Source organism: Citrobacter sp. Cf125 (assembly GCF_030333935.1).
Taxonomy (GTDB): domain Bacteria; phylum Pseudomonadota; class Gammaproteobacteria; order Enterobacterales; family Enterobacteriaceae; genus Citrobacter; species Citrobacter freundii.
The window spans coordinates 82,828-103,874 of sequence record NZ_JAOWEY010000023.1; the positions used below are offsets into that span (position 1 = coordinate 82,828).

General features: G+C 46.4%; 18 protein-coding genes. 6 read left to right on the forward strand and 12 right to left on the reverse strand.

Annotated features, from left to right (window positions below):
• Positions 1-71: 71 nt before the first annotated feature.
• Positions 72-1,820, forward strand: a complete 1,749-nt coding sequence (locus OGV89_RS10825) for a sigma-54 interaction domain-containing protein (RefSeq protein ID WP_048217229.1) — start codon at positions 72-74, stop codon at positions 1,818-1,820.
• A gap of 78 nt (positions 1,821-1,898) precedes the next feature.
• On the opposite strand, the gene OGV89_RS10830 is transcribed toward OGV89_RS10825, so the two are convergent.
• Entirely contained in the window at positions 1,899-2,390 is a 492-nt protein-coding gene (locus OGV89_RS10830) for an anti-virulence regulator CigR family protein (RefSeq protein ID WP_003037154.1), read from the reverse strand.
• Positions 2,391-2,649: 259 nt separating this feature from the next.
• Between OGV89_RS10830 and OGV89_RS10835 the strand changes: the two genes are divergently transcribed.
• The 3 genes from OGV89_RS10835 (at position 2,650) to galE (ending at position 5,523) form a co-directional block, all read left to right on the forward strand.
• The gene (locus OGV89_RS10835; protein ID WP_003037157.1) at positions 2,650-3,285 is read left to right on the forward strand and encodes a carbonic anhydrase; all 636 of its coding nucleotides are present in this window, start codon (positions 2,650-2,652) and stop codon (positions 3,283-3,285) included.
• A gap of 215 nt (positions 3,286-3,500) precedes the next feature.
• Positions 3,501-4,439, forward strand: coding sequence for a glucosamine inositolphosphorylceramide transferase family protein (locus OGV89_RS10840; RefSeq protein ID WP_048217228.1), 939 nt, complete (start codon positions 3,501-3,503; stop codon positions 4,437-4,439).
• Positions 4,440-4,506: 67 nt separating this feature from the next.
• On the forward strand, positions 4,507-5,523 hold the full coding sequence (gene galE / locus OGV89_RS10845; protein WP_032938069.1) for a UDP-glucose 4-epimerase GalE: 1,017 nt from the start codon (positions 4,507-4,509) through the stop codon (positions 5,521-5,523).
• Between the two features lie 46 nt (positions 5,524-5,569).
• On the opposite strand, the gene OGV89_RS10850 is transcribed toward galE, so the two are convergent.
• From OGV89_RS10850 to OGV89_RS10900, 11 genes are read right to left on the reverse strand one after another with little or no spacing between them, the layout of a single operon-like run.
• Complete coding sequence (locus OGV89_RS10850) at positions 5,570-6,961, reverse strand: DUF4832 domain-containing protein (RefSeq protein WP_048217227.1); 1,392 nt, start codon at positions 6,959-6,961, stop codon at positions 5,570-5,572.
• A gap of 30 nt (positions 6,962-6,991) precedes the next feature.
• The gene (locus tag OGV89_RS10855; RefSeq protein WP_032938074.1) at positions 6,992-7,399 is read right to left on the reverse strand and encodes a hypothetical protein; all 408 of its coding nucleotides are present in this window, start codon (positions 7,397-7,399) and stop codon (positions 6,992-6,994) included.
• 2 nt (positions 7,400-7,401) lie between these two features.
• Entirely contained in the window at positions 7,402-8,514 is a 1,113-nt protein-coding gene (locus OGV89_RS10860) for a glycosyltransferase family 4 protein (protein ID WP_032938077.1), read from the reverse strand.
• 1 nt (position 8,515) lies between these two features.
• The gene (locus OGV89_RS10865) at positions 8,516-9,727 is read right to left on the reverse strand and encodes a glycosyltransferase family 4 protein (RefSeq protein ID WP_032938078.1); all 1,212 of its coding nucleotides are present in this window, start codon (positions 9,725-9,727) and stop codon (positions 8,516-8,518) included.
• 14 nt (positions 9,728-9,741) lie between these two features.
• Positions 9,742-10,731 (reverse strand): glycosyltransferase family 2 protein, encoded by a 990-nt coding sequence (locus OGV89_RS10870; RefSeq protein ID WP_032938081.1) that lies wholly within the window; start codon positions 10,729-10,731, stop codon positions 9,742-9,744.
• A 4-nt stretch (positions 10,732-10,735) separates the two neighbouring features.
• Positions 10,736-12,106 carry a hypothetical protein gene (locus OGV89_RS10875; RefSeq protein ID WP_048217225.1) on the reverse strand — a complete coding sequence of 457 codons (1,371 nt, stop codon included), beginning with the start codon at positions 12,104-12,106 and terminating at the stop codon, positions 10,736-10,738.
• The gene (locus tag OGV89_RS10880; protein WP_032938083.1) at positions 12,103-13,314 is read right to left on the reverse strand and encodes a lipopolysaccharide biosynthesis protein; all 1,212 of its coding nucleotides are present in this window, start codon (positions 13,312-13,314) and stop codon (positions 12,103-12,105) included. Before OGV89_RS10880 ends, OGV89_RS10875 begins: the two co-directional genes overlap by 4 nt.
• Entirely contained in the window at positions 13,311-15,440 is a 2,130-nt protein-coding gene (locus OGV89_RS10885) for a GumC family protein (protein ID WP_286558629.1), read from the reverse strand. Before OGV89_RS10885 ends, OGV89_RS10880 begins: the two co-directional genes overlap by 4 nt.
• A 2-nt stretch (positions 15,441-15,442) precedes the next feature.
• A complete protein-coding gene (locus OGV89_RS10890) occupies positions 15,443-16,000 on the reverse strand; it encodes a polysaccharide biosynthesis/export family protein (RefSeq protein WP_003037180.1) in 558 nt (185 codons plus the stop codon).
• Position 16,001: 1 nt separating this feature from the next.
• Positions 16,002-17,288: an outer membrane beta-barrel protein gene (locus OGV89_RS10895; RefSeq protein WP_003839728.1), complete on the reverse strand. Its 1,287-nt coding sequence runs from the start codon at positions 17,286-17,288 to the stop codon at positions 16,002-16,004.
• Positions 17,278-18,693 carry an undecaprenyl-phosphate glucose phosphotransferase gene (locus OGV89_RS10900; protein WP_003846001.1) on the reverse strand — a complete coding sequence of 472 codons (1,416 nt, stop codon included), beginning with the start codon at positions 18,691-18,693 and terminating at the stop codon, positions 17,278-17,280. Before OGV89_RS10900 ends, OGV89_RS10895 begins: the two co-directional genes overlap by 11 nt.
• A 1,039-nt stretch (positions 18,694-19,732) precedes the next feature.
• Here OGV89_RS10900 and OGV89_RS10905 point away from each other — a divergent pair.
• Both OGV89_RS10905 and OGV89_RS10910 read left to right on the forward strand, forming a co-directional pair.
• Complete coding sequence (locus tag OGV89_RS10905) at positions 19,733-20,311, forward strand: fimbrial protein (protein ID WP_003037185.1); 579 nt, start codon at positions 19,733-19,735, stop codon at positions 20,309-20,311.
• 54 nt (positions 20,312-20,365) lie between these two features.
• Complete coding sequence (locus tag OGV89_RS10910; RefSeq protein WP_003846002.1) at positions 20,366-21,037, forward strand: fimbrial biogenesis chaperone; 672 nt, start codon at positions 20,366-20,368, stop codon at positions 21,035-21,037.
• The last annotated feature ends 10 nt before the right edge of the window (positions 21,038-21,047 follow it).

Consider the following 21,047-nt stretch of genomic DNA (forward strand, 5'->3'; position numbering starts at 1 on the left):
AATCATTTTTGCATTGTTTCGCCTATTTATCATTTTCCTTGAGAAATGTGACACACCGCCGGAGAAGTACCATGATTTCAGTACTAAGCAATATTCAGGATGATATATGCAATTACGCCGACGCTATTTCTGGCATAACGGGCACGGACGTTGAAATCATTGATGAATCTTTAATGCGCATCGCGGGTACCGGGAAATACCGGCATATGCTCAATGAGAACGTGGCCAAAAATGGCTACATTTATCATCACGTATTGCAGGTGCGAGAAACGGTACTGATCAAAAACCCCGGCGAGCATCCGCTGTGTCAGTTATGTGAAAAACACCACTACTGTTCTGAAATGCTGGATTTGAACGCACCTATTTTTCTCAATAATCGCGTGATTGGCGTGATCGGGATTATTTGCTCAACCCAGGCACAGCGTGACACGTTACTGAGCCAGATTGATAAATTTGTCACCTTTATTGAGCAAATCGCCGTAATGATCTCCAGTAAGGTCTTTGAATGCCTGGAACGTTTACGCGCACAGGAAACGCTTGGCGCATTTCGGCGTCTGATCGATGCCATGGACCGCGGCGTGGTAGCGATTGATGGCAAGGGTCTTATCTGGCATGCCAATCATTCAGCCGATCGCATCCTCAACCGTGAGGTTCAGGGATTACCTCTGACCATTGAAACAACCGGGGACAGCCTGTATGGCGATGAAGAAGCGTGGCTGACGCTTGAAGGTCAGAAACATCATGTACTGTGCAAACAAATTTCGCTCTCCTCACAGGATAACGATCGCTTAACCATGGTTATCTTTCGTGATGCACACGACTACCTGAGTAACCTTACTCCATCCCCTTATGAGTCCGACATACAGGTACGACTAATTGGTCACTCTCCCTCAATGGAACAGCTCAGAAGTACCATAGGTAAAATCGCCAACAGTTACGCCAGCGTGCTCATCACCGGGGAAAGTGGCTCGGGGAAAGAGGTCGTGGCATTTGCCATTCACCAGAGCAGTCCCCGTAAAGCCGCGCCTTTCGTAACAATCAACTGCGCGGCTATCCCAGAACAACTGCTGGAAAGCGAACTGTTTGGTTATGTTCGCGGCGCATTCAGCGGGGCTGATCCTAAAGGGCGAATGGGGAAATTTGAACTGGCCAACGGCGGCAGCCTGTTTCTGGATGAGATTGGCGATATGCCACTACACCTGCAGGCCAAGCTGCTCAGAGTATTGCAGGAAAAGGCGATCACCCGCGTTGGCTCTAATAACACCATCAATATTGATGTGCGCATTATTGCCGCAACTAACAAAAACATTAACGCGATGGTGGAAAATAATCAGTTTCGTGAAGATCTTTTCTATCGCCTGAACGTGGTCCCTCTGGTACTTCCTTCCCTGCGTGAACGCCGGGCTGATATTGCGGTCCTCGCACAGTATTTTGCCGATGAGTTTTCGGTCAGTTACCAGCGACCACCGCAAAAGCTGCCTGATGACGTTATTAATCGCCTTTATGCCTGGCACTGGCCGGGCAACATTCGTGAATTACGCAACGTGATCGAATACATTTTTGTGATGCGCGGAGAAGCCGCTGGGATCAACGCCAGCCATCTTCCCCCTTACCTGCTTACCGCCGCTGACGGTAGAAAAACGACGATGACCACGCAACCCCGACAGCTTGCCAGCAAAGGAAAACAGGCGGAAAGGGAGGCTATCGAAAACGTCATCCAGCGATTCGGCTCAAGCGTTGAGGGAAAAAAGCAAGCCGCGACAGAACTGAGGATCAGCATTGCCACGCTCTATAGAAAAATAAAACTGTACGGACTGTAAGCTTTCCTTATTAACTGAGAAGCCCGCACAACGCGGGCTTCTCATCGGTAGAACAGAGCACATTAAGCCCGAAAATACTTAATCAAACACACCATTAATTACCGCGGTGACAATCGCCGTACTCAGTGCAATCAACACCAGATTGTCGCCCACAACCTGCCATTCATAACCTGGATAATACGGCAATTGATTCAGCATAGAGGATGGAACACTTTTCTTAGCGATCCCCGGAGGAAGCGGCTTTCCTCGCGCCAGATTTTTGGCGATACCCGGAGGCAGTGACTTATAACCCGTCAAACCATATCTGACGGCATACTGTCTGGCCACGTTATAGCTGATGTCACTATCAACATGGTCCGGCTTACCATAATTTTTACGTTGTTCTGCCTGCGAATTGCCTTTCTGGCTATTGCCCTTATTCCCGCTATTACCATGATTGCTACTATTTCCATGGTTGCCACTATTACCATTGCCGTTGCCATTACCGGGGTTGGCCAATACTGGGGTGGCGCACATCGTCATCGCGGCAACGGCGACTAAAGCTGTTGCTAAAGCACGAAGTCTGGACATGATGATTCCTTAAAATGTGGATACATATAAAAATGTACGGTATCGCGTGAATGCTGGCTATCGCTACAACTCCGATTTATTGGCAAAAAAGGGGAAAGCACGTAGCGCACATCACGCTATTCGCCTCGCCGCGGTGGAGAAAAGTTAGCCAAAGATGTTGCAGAACTGCTATAAAGTCTTTCTCTTCTGTCGGCTGGTGTTAAACTGGAAAGTGTGATCTTCATCATAACCTGCTTAAACAGAGAAAAGAGACACTGCTATGCAACATATCATTGAGGGCTTCCTCAACTTCCAAAAAGAGATTTTCCCTCAACGCAAGGAACTCTTTCGCAGCCTGGCATCCAGCCAAAATCCTAAAGCGCTTTTCATCTCCTGTTCCGATAGCCGCCTGGTGCCAGAACTCGTTACTCAGCAAGACCCCGGACAGCTTTTCGTTATCCGCAACGCCGGTAATATCGTCCCCTCTTTCGGCCCGGAACCGGGTGGCGTATCCGCGACTATTGAATACGCGGTTGTGGCACTTGGCGTGACGGATATCGTCATCTGCGGACACTCCAACTGCGGCGCGATGAAAGCCATCGCCGATAGCCAGCCTCTGGATCCGATGCCTGCTGTGGCTCACTGGCTGCACTATGCCGATGCCGCGAAAGCCGTGGTCGAGAAAAAAACCTGGGCTAACCCAATCGATAAAGTTAACGCCATGGTGGAAGAGAACGTTATCGCGCAGCTCAACAACATTAAAACGCATCCTTGTGTCGCGGTTGGACTGAGAAATAATGCTCTTCGTCTGCACGGCTGGGTATATGACATCGAAAGCGGTGAAATCCGTACCCTGGATAAAAACAGCAAAACCTACGTTTCCCTTGCTGAAAACCCGCAGGTGCATTTCGAGTAATTCTTCCACTGGAGCAAGGATGCTCTGGATAATTTTTACCTACTTTGGTGCTATGGACAAAAAACATCCTTGTCACTAACATTAAAATAACCGCAGGTGTTACCACGCGGTTTTCGCACATTCATACAACATTGCGACATTGCGACAAGTCTCATGAGCTGCCCCGCAAGTAGCTGTTCATACATGGTGCAAGCGATAAAAAGGAGCCGGTACGAATGCAAGCGAAAATGAAAAGAATAATAAACATGTTATTCTATCATGAGTCGTGGGATATCATGATTATTAAGGATCATGGTACACACTTATTCCCTGATAACACCCTGGAAATATTGAATAAATCTGCTGCGCAGCAGTTAAAAAAGAAATATACGTTTCAGGCCGATCCTTTTCTTATTGAAAAAGACGACAAACTGTATGTTTTTTATGAAGCTTTTAGCTTCCGCAACTCGAAAGGCACGCTCCGATGCCGCATTCTTGATCGTGAACTAACTGAAATTGATGATGTGAAACTTGAAGGATTTGACGACCTGAGGTGTCATTTGTCATTCCCTTTCCTGATTAATATCAACAATCAACTCTTCATGATCCCGGAATCATCAGAAAGAAAAGAAGTGCTCCTGTTCCAGTCGGTAGAGTTTCCTGCGCGCTGGAAGAAAATTAAAGTTCTACTCTCTGACACCGAAGTCACAGATAACATTTTTCTTTCAATAAATGAGACTTGCTATCTTTTGTCGACCACCATGGATAATAAAATAATTATTCATTCCGCAGAGCATCTTCACGGTCAGTGGCAGCGGATCACCCCTACATTAAAGGTGAGTAATCATCATCATCGAGGAGCTGGTACCCCTTATCTTGTCGATAATAAAATGTACTTTCTCACCCAGGAATGCACGCCCGAAACTTATGGAAAATCTATCTATATCAAAGAACTAGTTACACTTAACGATATTAACTTTGATGAGAATCTGATCGAACAAATCAATTCATCGATCAACCACAGTGACGGTGTTCATACGCTGAATTTCTCAAATAATTACATTGCTTATGATACAAAAATCAATAAGTTCAGTCTGTTGGCTATCTTAAAAAAACTATCATATAAATTTATGGTAAAATACAGAAACATCTACCTTTCCCGGCAACACAACTGATTCACTGGATTCTCAGGTGACATTGGTAGAAAATTGGTCGGGTTTCTAGCATTTTTCTGGAGTCTGTATGGCAATTCTTGTCACAGGTGGTGCAGGTTATATTGGTTCACATACTGTTTTATCACTACTGGAAAGAGGCGATGATGTCGTTGTCATCGATAATCTGGCAAATGCGAGTCGGATATCGCTGGACAGGGTCGCGGAACTTACCGGAAAGGAACCCATTGTCTATATCGCCGATGTTCTCGACAGACAGGCCTTAAAAAACATTTTTACCAACCATCACATCACCGATGTCATTCATTTTGCAGGGCTCAAATCGGTTTCCGAGTCGATAAAAGAACCTCTTGCCTACTATGAAAACAACGTCACCGGAACGCTGGTTTTACTGGATGAGATGCTGGCCGCAGGCGTTAATCGTTTCATTTTTAGCTCATCAGCTACGGTATACGGTAATCCGGAAAGCGTGCCGTTGAGCGAGCAATCACGCACGGGCGGTACCACCAATCCCTACGGCACCTCTAAATTAATGGTCGAACAGATTCTGGCCGATTTCTCACGTGCGCAACCTGATTTCCGCATTACCTGCCTGCGCTATTTCAACCCGGTCGGCGCTCATCCATCGGGTCGCATTGGTGAAGATCCTAACGGTATCCCAAACAACCTGGTGCCATACATCTCCCAGGTCGCAATTGGTAAGCTTAAAACCGTATCGGTGTATGGTAATGACTATCCAACCCCTGACGGAACCGGCGTGCGTGATTATATCCACGTCATGGATCTGGCGACTGGTCATTTAGCCGCGCTTGATTGCCAGAACAAAGGCGCTGCCTACAAGGTGATTAATCTCGGTACCGGGGTCGGTTATTCCGTGATTGATCTGATTAAGGCGTTTGAGAAAGCGGCCCAGACCAAAATTCATTATCAGTTTGTCGCCAGAAGACCAGGAGACATTGCCGAATGTTGGTCTGACCCATCGCTGGCATATAAGGAGTTAGGCTGGAAGGCCATCTACAGCCTTGATGAAATGATGCGTGACACCTGGAACTGGCAAAAAAACAACCCGAATGGGTATCAAATTTAATGTTCACAACAGCGAGCCTGACCGTCAGGCTCGTTGCTGTGTCTTACTATTGTACTGTTATTGTTGATACCCGGTACCAGCCGCTGTTCTGCTTCCCTTCATTGGCAAAGTTAATTCTCGCCGCACCCGACTTATCCAACATCGCAACCTCAATCGCGTACTGCCCTTTTGCCAGTCGGCCTGGCATAGATAACGCATAACTGACCTGATACTTTCCGGGGAGCCAGCGGCGAATATCCTCCGCGGAATTCCCCTGTGCCACCACCTTATTAGCATTGTCCACAACACGGAATGCCAACATATAAGGCAGATAAATCGGAGCGACACCCTCATTGTACCAGGTACTGTTCAATGTCAGCGTTTGTCCGCTGTCCCACACAGACTCATGGCTCAGGGAGGCCAGGCGAAATCGATAGCCTAATTTGGTCAGCGCATCGTCGACAATCGGTCGATAGTCGCTGGGTATCGCTCTCGATTTCAGGTTAATGGTACTGGCGTGCTGTTTGACCGCCCAGTCAAAAATACCCTGCACTTCGGCACGCGTATAATGAAAAGTATTCTTCCAGTCTTGCATATATGAACAGATTTCCAGACTGACCGGCGCACGTTTCCAGGCGTCGTTGAACCCTGAATAACTCTGCTGCGCAGCCAGCAATCGCTGCGGGTAATCATCAGTCATATGGTTCCAGGATTCCGAAAATACGCGCAGGTCCCCCCAACAGTCCGCACGCCATCCTGCCCCACGCTCCACCGCATTCGCCAGACTTTGTCCGCCGCTTATCAGCATGTTTTTTGGCGTCACCGGAAAAGCAGAAAAGTGCATCGCGACGTAGCGATCCAGTTGCGCCGTGGTGTATCGCTCCAGTAATGGCTTCAGGTTCGGGAAGTTGCTGTTATGCCATTCTCCCCATGATCCCACCATGCCAATATCAACAAACGCGAGATTCTCATTACCATCGTAGCGCTTACCAAATGCGTTCAACAGACGCTGGCTGTATTGAATGAACAGAGGATCGTCTAAATCCGGGGCAAATGTCTTTTTATCCGGCGTCCAGGTACCTTTCACGCCTTTTTTAATCAGCCAGTCAGGAATTTGCGAGCCGCTTTCCGGCTCTGCCAGTACCATAAATCGTAGCCCGACATTCATTGCTGGACGATGTGCCGCCGCGTATTTGAAGGCATCATCCACCAACGCAAAATTATACTGGCCTTCGACTGGCTCCAGGTCCCGCCAGTAAAAACGGTCGTATTCAAATCCGGTATTGGGATAGTCCGCCAGCCCCAGCGTTTCACCGTATCCCTGATGAAAACTTGCCACGCCAATCCCCGGATTGGTCAGCGGGCCAGTTAATGCTTTGGGGGTTACGGTCGTTAATGCGGAGATGACCGTTAACGGAAAGGACATTAACAACAGCGCAGAAACCCATTTACACTTCATCGCAGTAATGCCTCCACAGGTTTGTTAACGCTAGTGGTTTTTCAGACTTAACCACCAATCCCAGATACCTACGTGAAAATTTTGGAACACATCAATACCTAACGCGGATTTGATCATATACAGCGTCAACAATACGCAGCAGGTGACGAACAGCACGGCAATCAGCAGCAAAAAAGTGAGCAACATTCTCGACAGGGTCGATTCCTGGCGGTGCTGGCGGCGTAAATCTCTGCCAAACAAAAAAACCAGATAATAACGCTTACTGAAAAAGGGAAAGCTTCTGCGAATATCGATCTGATGCCGCGAAGCCAGCGTCGAGGCCAGGATCGCATTTTCCACCCCTTCTTTTTGTTCAGGGGTCAACCCCTGCGCAATCGTCTCATCAAGATGAGTATAAAATCGTTCGATGACGGGGGGACGATTTTGAGGACTGGTCAAAATTAACCTATATCTTTATCAATTGAGTGATAGACGTTAACCGTCTTTTTGGCGATTTCATGCCAATTGTAGTTTTGCAAATATACACGATAGTCCACGCTATTTGCTGTTACCCCTTGGCCTAATTTTTCGGCCAGACCGGTTACATCTCCCACCTTAAAATAGGTCTCGGCAGGCAGTTGAACTTCAAGGTTAGCAGGAATATCACTGACGACGGCCGGAAGAGAAAATGACATTGCCTCCAGCAGCGCAATGGGCAATCCTTCATGGTATGAAGGCATCACAAATAGCCTGGCCTGCGAAAACACCGCCTGCAGCTCATCACCACGTAAGAAACCGGTCATCACGACACCAGGCGTGTCGGCGGCAAGCTTTTTGAGGCGAATGCTGTATTCGGTTGGATGATCCGCATCACCAATTAACACTAACGGCATGGTCAAACCACTGTGTTGATAGGCGGCAATGGCATCATGCATCCCTTTTTCTTCCACAAACCGCCCAACCACAACGAGATAATTTTTCGGCTGCAGCCCAAAGCGGGAGAGCGTATTGTCGATGGTGAGCTCTGATAACAACCGCGGCTCATTTACGCCATTGTGAATTAAATGCGCATCATAGCGACCATGTTTTTTCTGGATCAGTTGATTAATAACTTCAGAAATCACAATCACCTCGTTGGCATATCTCACCGCCCAACGTTCGCCCAGCAGCAATATTTTTTTTGCAACGAAACCCCATTTCTGACGATCGTAATCAGGTCCGTGGTGGGTGAAAACCACCTTCTTACCCATCACGCGTAAGAGTGGGATCACAAGACCAGGGCCGATAGCATGGACATGCACAATATCCGAATGGTCGATACGTGTCCTAAACGCCGCTAAAACGGAATGGACAATAGCTTCCAGCGAGCGCTTTTTGGGTGCCCACAGCGCGTAGGTTTCGACTTTTTTATAGACCGATCGTTTGTAATTTACATATGGCGAGCGAGCAATCACGCAAATATCCGCGTCGAACTGCTGCTTAATGGCAGGATAAAGATTCTGACAGTGTGTCTCCACACCGCCCAATACATCGGGAATACCACGCGTTCCAAAAACCGTTATTTTTTTACTCATACTATGGCCTGCTCAGCAGTTCTTTATACAGCGCCTGTAAGGTATCCATATGTTTACTGAGCGCATATTTTTCACTCAACCGCGCACGGCCATGTAAGCCCATATTCCGCGCCTTCTCTTGCGAGTCAGTCAGGGCGTCCATCGCATTTGCCAACTCCTGCGCATTGCCTGGTTCGAATAAAATCCCTTCGATACCGTCACGAATTTGTTCCGGGATGCCGCCAATGCGCGACCCAATAACCGGCTTGCCTAAAGACATCGCTTCCAATATCGCCATAGAACAGTTTTCATAGCATTCAGAAGGAAGGATCACCGCTCGCGCATGCTTAATAAGCTTGTCGAGGGCTTCTCCTTGTTGCACATAACCTAAAAATTCAACATCAGGGTATTTGGCGGCTAATTCATCATGCAACGGACCGTGCCCCACAACTTTCAGCGGCGCGCTGTTCTGCATTTTTTTATGCGCTTCCAACAACGTTGCCACGCCCTTTTCACGGCTCAGACGGCCAAAGTACAGCATATAGCCCTCATCGCTTACTTCGGCCAGGGGACGACTGTCATCAACGCCATTGACGATGACATCAATGCGCGAATTTGGCAGCGTACGCAGCAGGATACCTCGTAAAAAAACACTCGGTGAAATAATCACATCCAGCGCCTGATAGTTTTGTGCAATGTACTGCCAGGTTGCCTCCAGGGAGAGCAGTAAGCTTTTTGAGGCTGAACCTTCCTGGCAACGATACCTGAAGGCATTGAAAACCGTCCCGGTAATACAGGAATCGCACACTTTGCCGTCGCGCAGCATGGAATACGAGGGGCACACAATCTTATAGTCATGCGCAGTCAGCACCGTTTTGCTGCCAAAATTACGCGCAACTTTAATCAACGCCGGTGTTAACTGATGGTAGATGTTGTGAAAGTGGACAATATCCGGGCGCTCTTTTTCTAATAGCGCCAGCATTTTTTTGCAGGCCTGCGAATTATGAATAAAGTTAACCGCCGTTTTGATACCGCCCAGCAGATTGCTCTCTTTGTGGTAGTCCACATTGCTGACGAAATAATCCGCATAGTCCGAGGGGAGATTATTATCATGATGCATAGAGAAATCAATAACCTGCACTCCGGCCTGTTTCAGCATATCGCGCTCTTGAAAATAAACCGTTTCCGCGCCGCCTTTAATGAAAAAAAACTTGTTAACTAATAATACTTTCATGGCGCCTGCCCCGGTTATTCATGAATGATTTTACTGTTGGGTGGAGTCAACGGATCGCGTACTGGTTTAGTCAACCCTTTAACCAGCCCGGCAGAAAGCACGGCCAGGTTCATTACGCTTTGCAGGCCGTTTAATAACGATCGATTCTGTACGGTTTTCAGGGCAATAAATGCAAGTAAGGGCAGAAATGCAATGTCGAAAAGTTCAAGATTGAAGGTCACCGCCGCAATGAACAAGCCAATCAAGTAAACAGAAAAAATCGCCTCGTTCCTGACCATTTTTAACGCTTTGCCGAAATAAGGTTTTCCCCAGGCACAACGTAAAAGCTCGCCAGGGGCCTGATAGTATCCGCTTTTCCAACGGTGCTTGAGCATCTGAAAGGTCGGCATGGTATGCGAAGTATGAATAAAATAAGGAATATCCAGACGCCGCAGTTTATAGCCCGCTTCGATTAAACGCAGACCCAGCTCAGCCTCTTCATACGCGTGCAAATTACGATTAGTCAGATAACCAACTTTCTCAATCGCAGAGCGACGATATAATCCACCACCGCCTAAATGGTCGCTATCCCCGAGCGGATAGATTTTATTAATGCGTTGCTTACGAGACTTAAATTCATAGTTAACGGCATCATCCATTTCAACGGTTCCCGCAACGCCTGCATATTCTGGTTCAGCCTGCAAAAAGGCGACTGCCTGATCCACAAATCCTTCTTCCAGCTCCATGTCGCCGTCCATCAACAACAGATATTCCCCTTCACTATACAGATAACCTAACTGGTGCCCGACGCCACAGCAGCGATCGCCAGGGTCAGTTAAGGACACTACGGTCACCCCTTTATCGATCGCAAGCTGTTGGGTGTTATCCGTTGAGAGACTATCTGCCACAATAATTTTATGTGGATAGTCAATAAGCTGCTTACGGATGCTGTCAATCGTCTTCTCAATACATTCAGATTCATTGAGTGTTTTAATACTCACTGAAATAAACGGTTTATTGTCCATACAATTACCCTACGCAGCGAAGGACGGTTCGACGAATCACTAAACTTGCACCTAGTGATAAATAGAACAGGTATTGTAACATCGGTGTAATCATCAGTATCTGGCTGTAAGGTAAGCTAATTAAGCAACTGATAGCAAAAGCGTTAAACGCCGGTGCAAAACTCAGCAACTGGAGATCCTGCTGGTCCAGTTGTTCAAGTCTCAGTAATGGCTTTGGCTGACAAACTTTCAGGATATAAATGAATAAGCTAACAAAGAGTAATGTACCAATCGCCCCCACTTCCCACAGCAGCATACTCAGGGAAGTCGAGTCGAGAATTAAGTTGTAGATAATATTCAAAAATCCCGGCGACACCGTACTACCACTGTTAGTGGCGTTGAGTCCGTAGCCAAATAACGTTCCTGAAAGCCCCCACAGATCGTTATTTTTCAACCAGAACAGGAACGTCGTAAAGCGCCCTAATTCACCGGTAGACATAATGTAGTTTGGATCAAAGATATAGCTTAAGGAGTCGATAAAAATACTTAACGAGCTTTTCGATGGATCGCCACCGAACGCCGTAGAATAATAGTACGCTAGGATCACAATCGACAGGCTAATGAGCAACAGCATTCCCGCCACAATAACCAATAACGTCTTCAGATTAACCTTACTAACGTCTTTGACGTAGCTCGGTGAGAGCCACACCCACGCCAGGAATATTGGCGATAGCAGGATGACAAACTTAACTTCACCAATTATGCATAACCCGATACCGAGAACAATATGCAGCGCCATGGATTTGAACGTGGTGAGCCCATGCTTATATTCGGAGACTTTTAACAACATAATTAACAGGCAAAACAGCCCCATTGCGGCAGTATTCCCGCCCCCCATGGGGTCACCGCCAAACGTGCCAACCACGGAGTCCCATTTTTCATCTTCGCCGCGCACCGCGACGCGCTGGGGAACGACCAGTAAAACCTGATAAATCATTACCGGGATCTGCGCATAAAAAACCCAGTACAGATAGCGTGTTACACGATAAATCTGCGACTCCCGGCAAAACCCTAGCAGCAAACAGATCATCACCAGCGACAATGCAATTTCGTTTTTGAATGCCACAATCGCGACGGTGATCCCGCCCTGAATCAGCGTCGATGTCCCAGCCAGTACCAGGAACGAGAAATACAACGCCAGAACAATCGTCTCTTGCGCATCCAGTTGCAGCGAGCCATCACGCGTCTGCATCACCAATAATCCCACCATCAATAAGGTGAGGAAAAAAGGTATCCACAGCACTGACTGCATACCGGTAAAGTATTGCACCAAGCCACACAGGATCAGCGTGACAAAAGTATAAACCTGTAAATAGTATCCGGTATTCAGTGTCATATTATCACCGGCTTGTCTTTCAGGAGATTGGCTCGCTTATTCATTTTCAGATAAATGAAGGCGTAGCGAATAAATGTCAGTGAAGAAAACAAGATGACCGACGTTGCATAATCTTTATAAAAATAGGGCGTCACGACAAAAGCGAATAGTACAATCGCCAGCTGTTCCAGTTGGATACGCAGAAAATAGCGATGGGAACCAAAAATAAGTTCTATCACCGTCAGAGGGCTTATCGCCAGCGCAGGGAATAAATAGGGCAACATGTAGCGCGACGTCTCAATGGAGTTAATCCAGTCTTCGCTAAAACCGAGGCGCATCACAATCGGATAGAAAATAAAAACCCCAAGGGTACAGATAACCCCTAGTACCAGCAATAGCATACGTACCCTGGTATATTCCTGATAGTTAAAGGTATTATTTCTGAAGTCGATAGACCACTTGGAGAAAATAGTATTGCGTACCGCGTTGCCGATGATCACCACCGGTGCCAGGCAAAAGCGGCTAACCACGGAAAAATAACCCGCCGTCAGCGCCGAGAACCAAAAGTTAATCAGCATAATCGGCAAATTGCTGCTGGCCATCGCCAGCACTTCCGCACTGCCCACTTTGGTAATGTGATGAATATTCTGTTTGAAAAAATGCCAATTACTGGCGGGTCGCAGATGTCTGGCTGCCACCGAACGAATATCAAACGAATGCAAAATACAGCTTATGGTCAGCGCCATCGTCGCGCAGGCCCACGACCAATAAAACAGCTGTACATAATGCGTAATCAGAACCGAAAGTAATACCACCACTGAAACAGAAATACGCTGGAAAATCAGAAAACGAAAGTTGGCCGTGCGTAGCGACAGGTTTTCCGAGATCAAAACCCACGCCGTTGCCAACGTCAGCAAATAGAGAAACAGGATGTTCTGGTGAAACAGCCACGCGGTGAGCACGGCGTAAGGTAAGGCAATGATCGTGCTTTGGATCAGGCAAAACACAACATTCTGTACCAGTTCGTCATCCTGCTGTTTAGGAATTAACAGCTGTGATGCAAAGGTACATACCTGAGCGCCCACCACGGCGATGCTGTAGTTGAGTGCATAAAGCCCCACCTCAGCCATATCGTACTTGTGTGAAATCAACCAAATAGACAGTGCACCAATCAACTGCGAGATGACTGATGAACCGGCTATTGTGGAAGCGCTCTTCAGTAGACTCATACGCGGCCTGGCGTGGTCATCAGTTGATCGGTACTGAAGTTCAGTGAACGCAGACCTTCTTGCGTCTCAAGATCTTTTTCTTCAACCGCATTGAGTACCGCGCCAATTACCACGCCGTTATTTTCTTCCAGCTTATCCAGCGCGTTGGCGATTTGCCCGGCGGACCCCGTCCCGGCTTTCACGATGAAAATCACCCCATCAACGGCGCGTTTAATCAGTTGAACATCCTGACTCTGATTCACAGCAGCGACATCAATAATAATGCGCTGATAGTGCGATTTCAGTTCGCGCATTAAGGGCTCAACGTGCCCCGACGACAGCATTAGTAGAGAAGAGATGGTTGTCTTGCCGTGCGGAATAAAATCGAGATGATCACTGAGCGTAATCCGCGCCTGTTCAAGCTGAACCTCCCCGCGTAACAGTTCTGCCAAACCTGCGGATGTTGCCGACGCCAGTTCAGAAGAGAGCCCGTCAGTGTTAAAGAAATCCGCATCAATAAGCAGTGTTTTCTGGTCGAAACTAAAAGAGTTAGCTAACAGATTCGCCAACAAAGAACGCCCATCGCCGTGCTCCGTCGACGCCACCGCAAGCGTCTGTAAAGGTCGATTATCCAGCATAATCCGGGTACGGATACCGTGCACAATATCGGCATTCAGCGGGTTCTTCATGATCATGTCCCGCACCTGCGCGCGCCCTGAGGTTCCGCTAAAACGACGGATTTCACCCAGCGGAGCAACATTGAGCCGTTTTTTCATGCGACTGAGGGTACCGATTGAGTTATCCATTGCCGCTTTAACAATGAAATACATGATACTGAACACCACCACCAGCATGACCACCATCAGCAACAGCAAAGATTTATTCGGTTTCGCCGGTTTTAAGGCGGGTACCGCAGGGTCGTATAACACCGCATCAGCATTCACGCCGGACAGAGACAGCTCTTGAGTACGTTGATAAAGCGATTTATACAGGTCTTCCATTTTATCTAACGACAGCTTTTGACTGTTCCAGGCATCCCGTTTTGACGCCATTTTCTGGAAGATCTCTTTCTGCTCAGTCACCTGCTGTTGATAGTTTTTTTCGTCCGCCAGCGCCGCCAGATATTGCTGGCGTAAACCGACTTTCAGCTCACCCAACACTCGTCCAGTCTGGTTTTGGATCGACTGAACATCGGCCTCCGCTTTTAAAATGGCGGGATTTTTTGGCCCGTAGACTTTACGCTGTTCGGACAACGTTCGTTGCGCCTGAATCAACGCAATGCGCAAATCCTGGATCTGAGCATGATTAGAGACCGAAGGCAGCGAGATAACGCTCTCAATGGACTTACCTCCCCCGTTCACCTCGTTATAGACGGATTCAGCGGCAACCCGACGCTGAGTTGCATCGGCCAGGCGATTGGTTACGATACTTAACTGCTCGGTTTCAAAACCATCGATTCCACGGAAGGTCAGCAGCCCGGCATTTTTCAGATAGTTGTCCATCTCGTCTTTTTGCTTAGCTATCGACTTCTGAATCTCTTCCATTTTTTCAAAATTCAGTTCGCGAGCTTTCTCCACCTTCAGACGCTTCTGCTCCACCGTGTAGTTGATGAAAGCCTGCGCGACGCCATTCGCAATGTCAGCCGCAACCTGTGGGGACGTTGATTCATAGGTAATAGACGCCAGGTTCGTCGTACGAATACCAATGACATTCAGATTTTTCGCCAGCGTTTTCAGCGCTTGTTCCATTCTCAGTTGCCGACTTTCATTGCTATCAGCCCCCCGAGCACCGGCTTTTTCCCCGGTAAACTCCGGGTTTTCATCCAGCTTCATATCACGTATGGCTTTCTCCAGCACAATACGTGAATGCATCAACGCATATTGTGTTTCGTAGTAACCACTACGCGTTGAATCGAAACCATCAACCTGTGGAAACGGAGAAACGTTATCAGCTTGCGCCTTAATCAGCACCGTCGCCGTTGAAACATACTTTGAGGACATCATGCTGATTAATGGATACGCGACGACCCCGGCAACGATACCGGCCAGCACGATTTTCCAGGCGTTCTTTTTCAACTCTTTGGCAAAGCGGGAGAATTCGACACTGCTTTCTCGTTTTTTGCCGTTTTCCACTATAGATAGTTTCATCGTTAGAAGAACCCCATGCCAATAATCACGACATCCCCTGGATGAACAGAGTGCGTTAAATCGACATTCTCAAGCAGCTGATTGCTACCCGACAGACGAATGTTGATATCTTGACGGTCCGCACGGTCTGTAAACCCACCCGCCTGCGCAATAGATTTCTCGACGGTAAGCCCTGGCTCATAGGCGAAGCCATTTGGACTTTTCACCTCGCCTGAAACATAGTATTTGCGGAACTCGGCAATGCTCACCGTCACCATCGGAGTGGTAAAATAATCTCCGGTCAGGCGTTGAGTTAATTCTTTTGTCACTTGATCAACGGTTTTATCTTGTAATTTAAGAGCACCAACAAACGGGAAATTAATTTCCCCACTCTTATCCAAAATAAACCGCATCGTCATATCGGGTTGACCATGAACAGCGATATTGACCGTATCCCCCGCCCCAAGTCGGTAATCCTGCTGAACAGTAGCAGGATCGTCCATTAATCGCGGGCTGGACGTTGTGCATCCGACCAACAGGATACTGAAAAGCAAAACCGCGCACAGTTCTATTATTTTCATTTTAGATCTGAACCTTAGCTTTAAGCATAATCATAGAATTATCATAACCCAACGTTCTAATAACTTCCTGATTGTCGTTGGGACCGATATAAAACGAGTCAGTATCCCTATTCGAATTTAATGTATCTATCTGATATTTAATCTCAAAATTAACCGACGGCGTATAGTCATAGCTCATGGTTACGCTAAACACACCATCTTTATCATGTCGATCCTTGTTCTGTTTTTTATAGTCTTCCGAAGTGAATGAGTAGTCCAATAAAGTAGAAAAACGAGTGCCTAACCAGAAATGCTGGTAAGAAAGGCCATACTGGGTCACTAAAATATATCCCCCAACTTCCGATGGGTCTTTAATGCTTTGCGCAGAGTGGGCCGTGAAAACTGATTGTTGTAATGGCTTCCACTCCGCTTTTATGTCCCAGTTTAGACCATTAAAATCATGCGAGTTTGCGTTGTTTTCAAATGTTTTATACAGCCATGAAATATTCATGTCGACATTGGTTTTCCCCGTCAACTGCGACTTCAGGCCATACAGCAAATAGTACTCATTAGTGTCTTTTTCTGAGTTGTTATCATAGCGACGCTGGTTAGTAATAAAACTATAGCGAAAGCGCGTTCTGGATGTGTACTGGTCAAAAATTTCTGCCACCAAGCTATTTTCGTGCCATTCCTGTTCCTGAATATAATTGTAGAAGTCTTCACTGCTGTCCCGTACATCAGACGTGTTGCCGAAAGTGAGTTTTTTATACAACAACGCCAGTTCCGCTTTCCCACGCCCATCAGGTGCGCCGTAACTGTAACGCAATTCACTGTTGATAAAATTCGTCGTCAGTGGAGATGTAATCCCATACTGCTCGAATTGGCCCGGGAGAAAACCCTCGGTAATACCGCGACCACGGGATTCATGCCCAAGCGTATCCTCCAGATTGAGGGTTAGACCATGCTTGAGCCCGTACCGCCAGGCACCGTTAAAACGGAAAAAATGATCGTTATAGTTATCAGCGGAATCACTGGAGTAGTTACGATAATCTCCGGAATACATCAGTAAATACTTATCCTGACCACGCTCTCCGATCATACTCAGTACAGGCGCTGCGCTCTGAAACGAGGAACCAATAGCATCGCTGCTATGTGGCTGATAAGAAACGTTATCATTATAACCATAATCCACAGCGACCTTGCCCTGGAAGTCGATTCCCGCAAAGCCAATGTGTGATTTCGGGGTTAAATCAGCCCATGCGGGCTGCGATATCACGATTCCGGTAATCACTATCAATTTAGTATGCATTCTTACCGACAAATCCTTTGAAAATAGTTTTAATGATGATTTTTATATCCAGCCATAACGACCAGTTTTGAATGTACTCAATATCGTACTGAACCCGTTTTTCCATCTTATAAAGCGCATCGATTTCCCCGCGGAAACCGTTGATCTGCGCAAGCCCAGTGATCCCAGGCTTCACTTTATGGCGGATCATGTAATTTTCGACCTGTTTGCGGTACTGCTCATTATGCGTTACCGCATGAGGTCTGGGACCGACAATCGACATACTTCCCTGCAAAACGTTAATAAATTGCGGAAGTTCATCCAGCGAAGTGCGGCGTAAAAAGCTCCCGAATTTGGTTACCCGCGGATCGTTTTTCGTGGCCTGAATAACCGTATCGGAATTCTCCATGACGCGCATAGAACGAAACTTCCAGACCTTAATTTTTTGCCCGCTAAGACCATAGCGGTCCTGTTTGAAAAACACCGGCCCGCGGGACGTGAGTTTGATACCAATGGCAATAGCCAGCATCAGGGAGGAAATCATCACCATAATGATGCTGCCAAGAACCAGATCTTCCGCCCGCTTAATAAACGACCCCGCCCCTTCAAACGGTGAACTGAAGATACCGATAGTTTGCAGGTTGTGGATGGAGCGTAACTTGGACATGTTGTTACTATAGGTATAAAAGTCAGGGACAATATAGGTATCTACGGTGGTGTCAGACATCATCGCTAAAAAATGACGAATTCGGTGTAAAGCAACCATCGGTAAAGCGATGTAGATTTCGTCTATATTTCCCTGCCTGGCTTCCTCAACTAAATTGCTCACCGAGCCGCGAAAGGGACTTTTTATTTTCTCCACCACATCGCCGCAACGGGATGGACTGCGCTCATCATAAAATGCCAGGTCTAATTTGATATTGGCATATTCAGTGGTCAATGCGTTTTCCGCCGCCAGACCGTTCTCAGTAAGCCCAATCACAGCAACGCGAATATTTTTTCTGGCGGTGTATTTGAAAAGAAAAAAGCGGATATAGTATAGAAAAGGTAATGGAATGAAGTACCAGTAAATAATGGCTGAATAAAACGGTGAAGGCAGTCTGTCTAAGTAGCCGAGTGATTCAGGCTCAGCCACCGTCATACTGACCAGTTCGTTAAAAAAAATCGCCAGCAGCGTACAAAAAACCAAGCGTTTTTGATTACGCAAACCGATCGTCTTAATCTTTTGCTGGTACATTTTAATGTATTCAGCAAACAGTAAGAAAAAGATCGAGAAGAGAAGACTCAAAATCGCAATGGTGTTAAAGGGCACCAAACCCAGCAGATGGGCGCTAAAAATTAACACCACATTGATAACAATGAAATCGACCAGTTTTAAAAAGACCGGATATCCTTGACTGCTAATCTTTAGCGAATTTTTAAGCATATCTCAACCTATTATCGATTGATCTTTAATTGTTTTTTTCTTATTTCATGAAGTTAATTATATCACAAGCTTAAAAAACACAAGGGTAGATTGTCAGCAAATGTAAAAAGAAAGATGGCAAGTTGTGACAAGCACCTCACAAGATATCAGCATCAATATGATTTTATTGACTATTAAAATCAAGCTCGATTTATTTTCCACATTAGAAAATATAATTACCTGCAACAAAAATCGCATTGACAGATAACAGTTCATGAACTAATAGCAAGTGCAATTGTATGATGAATACCCGGGTCACTTACTGGGGTAGGCTCATCGGGAGCCTCTCACTTGCCGCCTTCCCACAACGAGAAATCCGTAGCATATATAAGCGTATATAATATCCTTTAGAAAAATAACACGGGAATATATTAACAAGAAAATGATTAGCAAGCTTATTGTGAGCGTAATGCTTACTGATTGGATCTTAGAATTATCGTCATTCTGATGTACAAAAATGAAGAACAATCAAATTCAGCACAAAAATTTAGTTTAAATAATTGTAGCAACTCCGATGACTGAAGATGACCAACATGACTTTACAGGTATAAAAAACACACTGTAACTGATCAACCCAAAAATGAATATCACATCTCGCTAATATCAACATTCTGCGAATTTATACATCTAACAACAGCAATTTCAACACAGATCAACCCGTTCATTCAAAACACCCAAAAAGAATAAATGACAACATTGATATTTTGTTAAATGCACCACAACGATAATCCCATACGTTATTTATAATCATGTATACACCGTGTTAAAAAACCTGAAAAGATTACTGAAACACCCTTTCATCACACATAAAAAATTATGTTTACTTATTTTTCGCAAATAAATAATATCCGCAGTGGATTACTTGTTGAGCAATTTACAAACGTTAATCGTTTCTTTCAAATGAAGTCCTGCATCATTTTTTGACATTGATGTACTCCGGCTGAATCTGCGCCTCTGACAAGTACTCTTCTGGGTAAATAATAAATTTAACGGAGTTATGATGAAGAAAATTACACTCACCTGCACCGCGCTGGTTGCTTTGTTTGCGGCTAATGTTGGCGCGGCAGGAAGTACTAATTACGCCACCACCGCGGGAGCAGGTTCTAAAGCCACCGCGACGGTCCATTTTACCGGTGAAATTGTTGCCAGCACCTGCGTAGTGAACACCGCCAATCCAACAAATACAAACGTCGTATTACCGCAAGTCACCAACCAGTTATTTGGCGGCGCAGGCTCTACCACCGGCGATACTCAGTTTACGTTGCAATTCACCAACTGCAGTGGGGCTACAGGAGGAAGCGGCTATGTGGTGGTATTTACTGATAAAACCCCTGGCAGTAACACAAAACTTCTGGAAGCGTTTCGTACAACAGTTGCTGCCACCGATGTCGGCATCGAAGTGGATCATGCCGGTAGCGCCCTCGATTTCTCCGCGGGTCAGAATGAAGTGTCATTGACACCGGACCAAAACGGCGATGCACATATTGATTTGGTCGCCAAATATCAGCAAATAGGCGCAACGCTGCCTGCGGCAGGCACAATTACTGCGGATATGAATTATACCGTCATTTATAAATAACGGACGTTGATTGCTATGGATGGCACTGTTCCCTGAATCTGGAAAGTGCACCTGATGAATAAAGTCTTCTTTTATCTGTTGCTGTGCGTGGTTAGCACCGCACACAGCGCGATTAATTTGGGTCAAACACGCGTTATTTATAATGAGAACGATAAAGCAGCGATGTTTGACGTCAACAATAATACAGACAAGCCATATATGGTACAGACATGGCTGGATAAGGGTAATCCAGATGAGACGCCGGCCAATCTACCAATGATAATTACCCCGCCGATCCTGAAACTCGACGGCCATAAATCCGCCGGGCTACGGGCTATTTACCAGGGCAACGGGTTTCCCCAGGATGTTGAATCAGTATTGTGGATTAACGTGCAGGAAATCCCCACCATTGAAAACGAGGAAAATACCTTACAACTGGCGCAACGAATTCGCATCAAACTCTTTTATCGCCCTGCGGGGTTGAATATGACGCTACCTGAAGCGGTTGAGAAATTACAGTGGCAATGTCACGGAAATACTCTGCGTGCCGTTAATCCGACACCGTTACATATTTCTCTGACGCAATTGCATATTAACGGCCAAAACGTTGATGCCGATATGGTTAATCCTCATGGCGAACGCACGTTTACGCTGTCGCAGCAAAAAGTTAGCCACATCGACTTTAACTGGGTAGATGATTACGGCGGTACTAACGCGGTCAATAACGTCTCGATATCGTGTTATTAAGCCAGGGGTT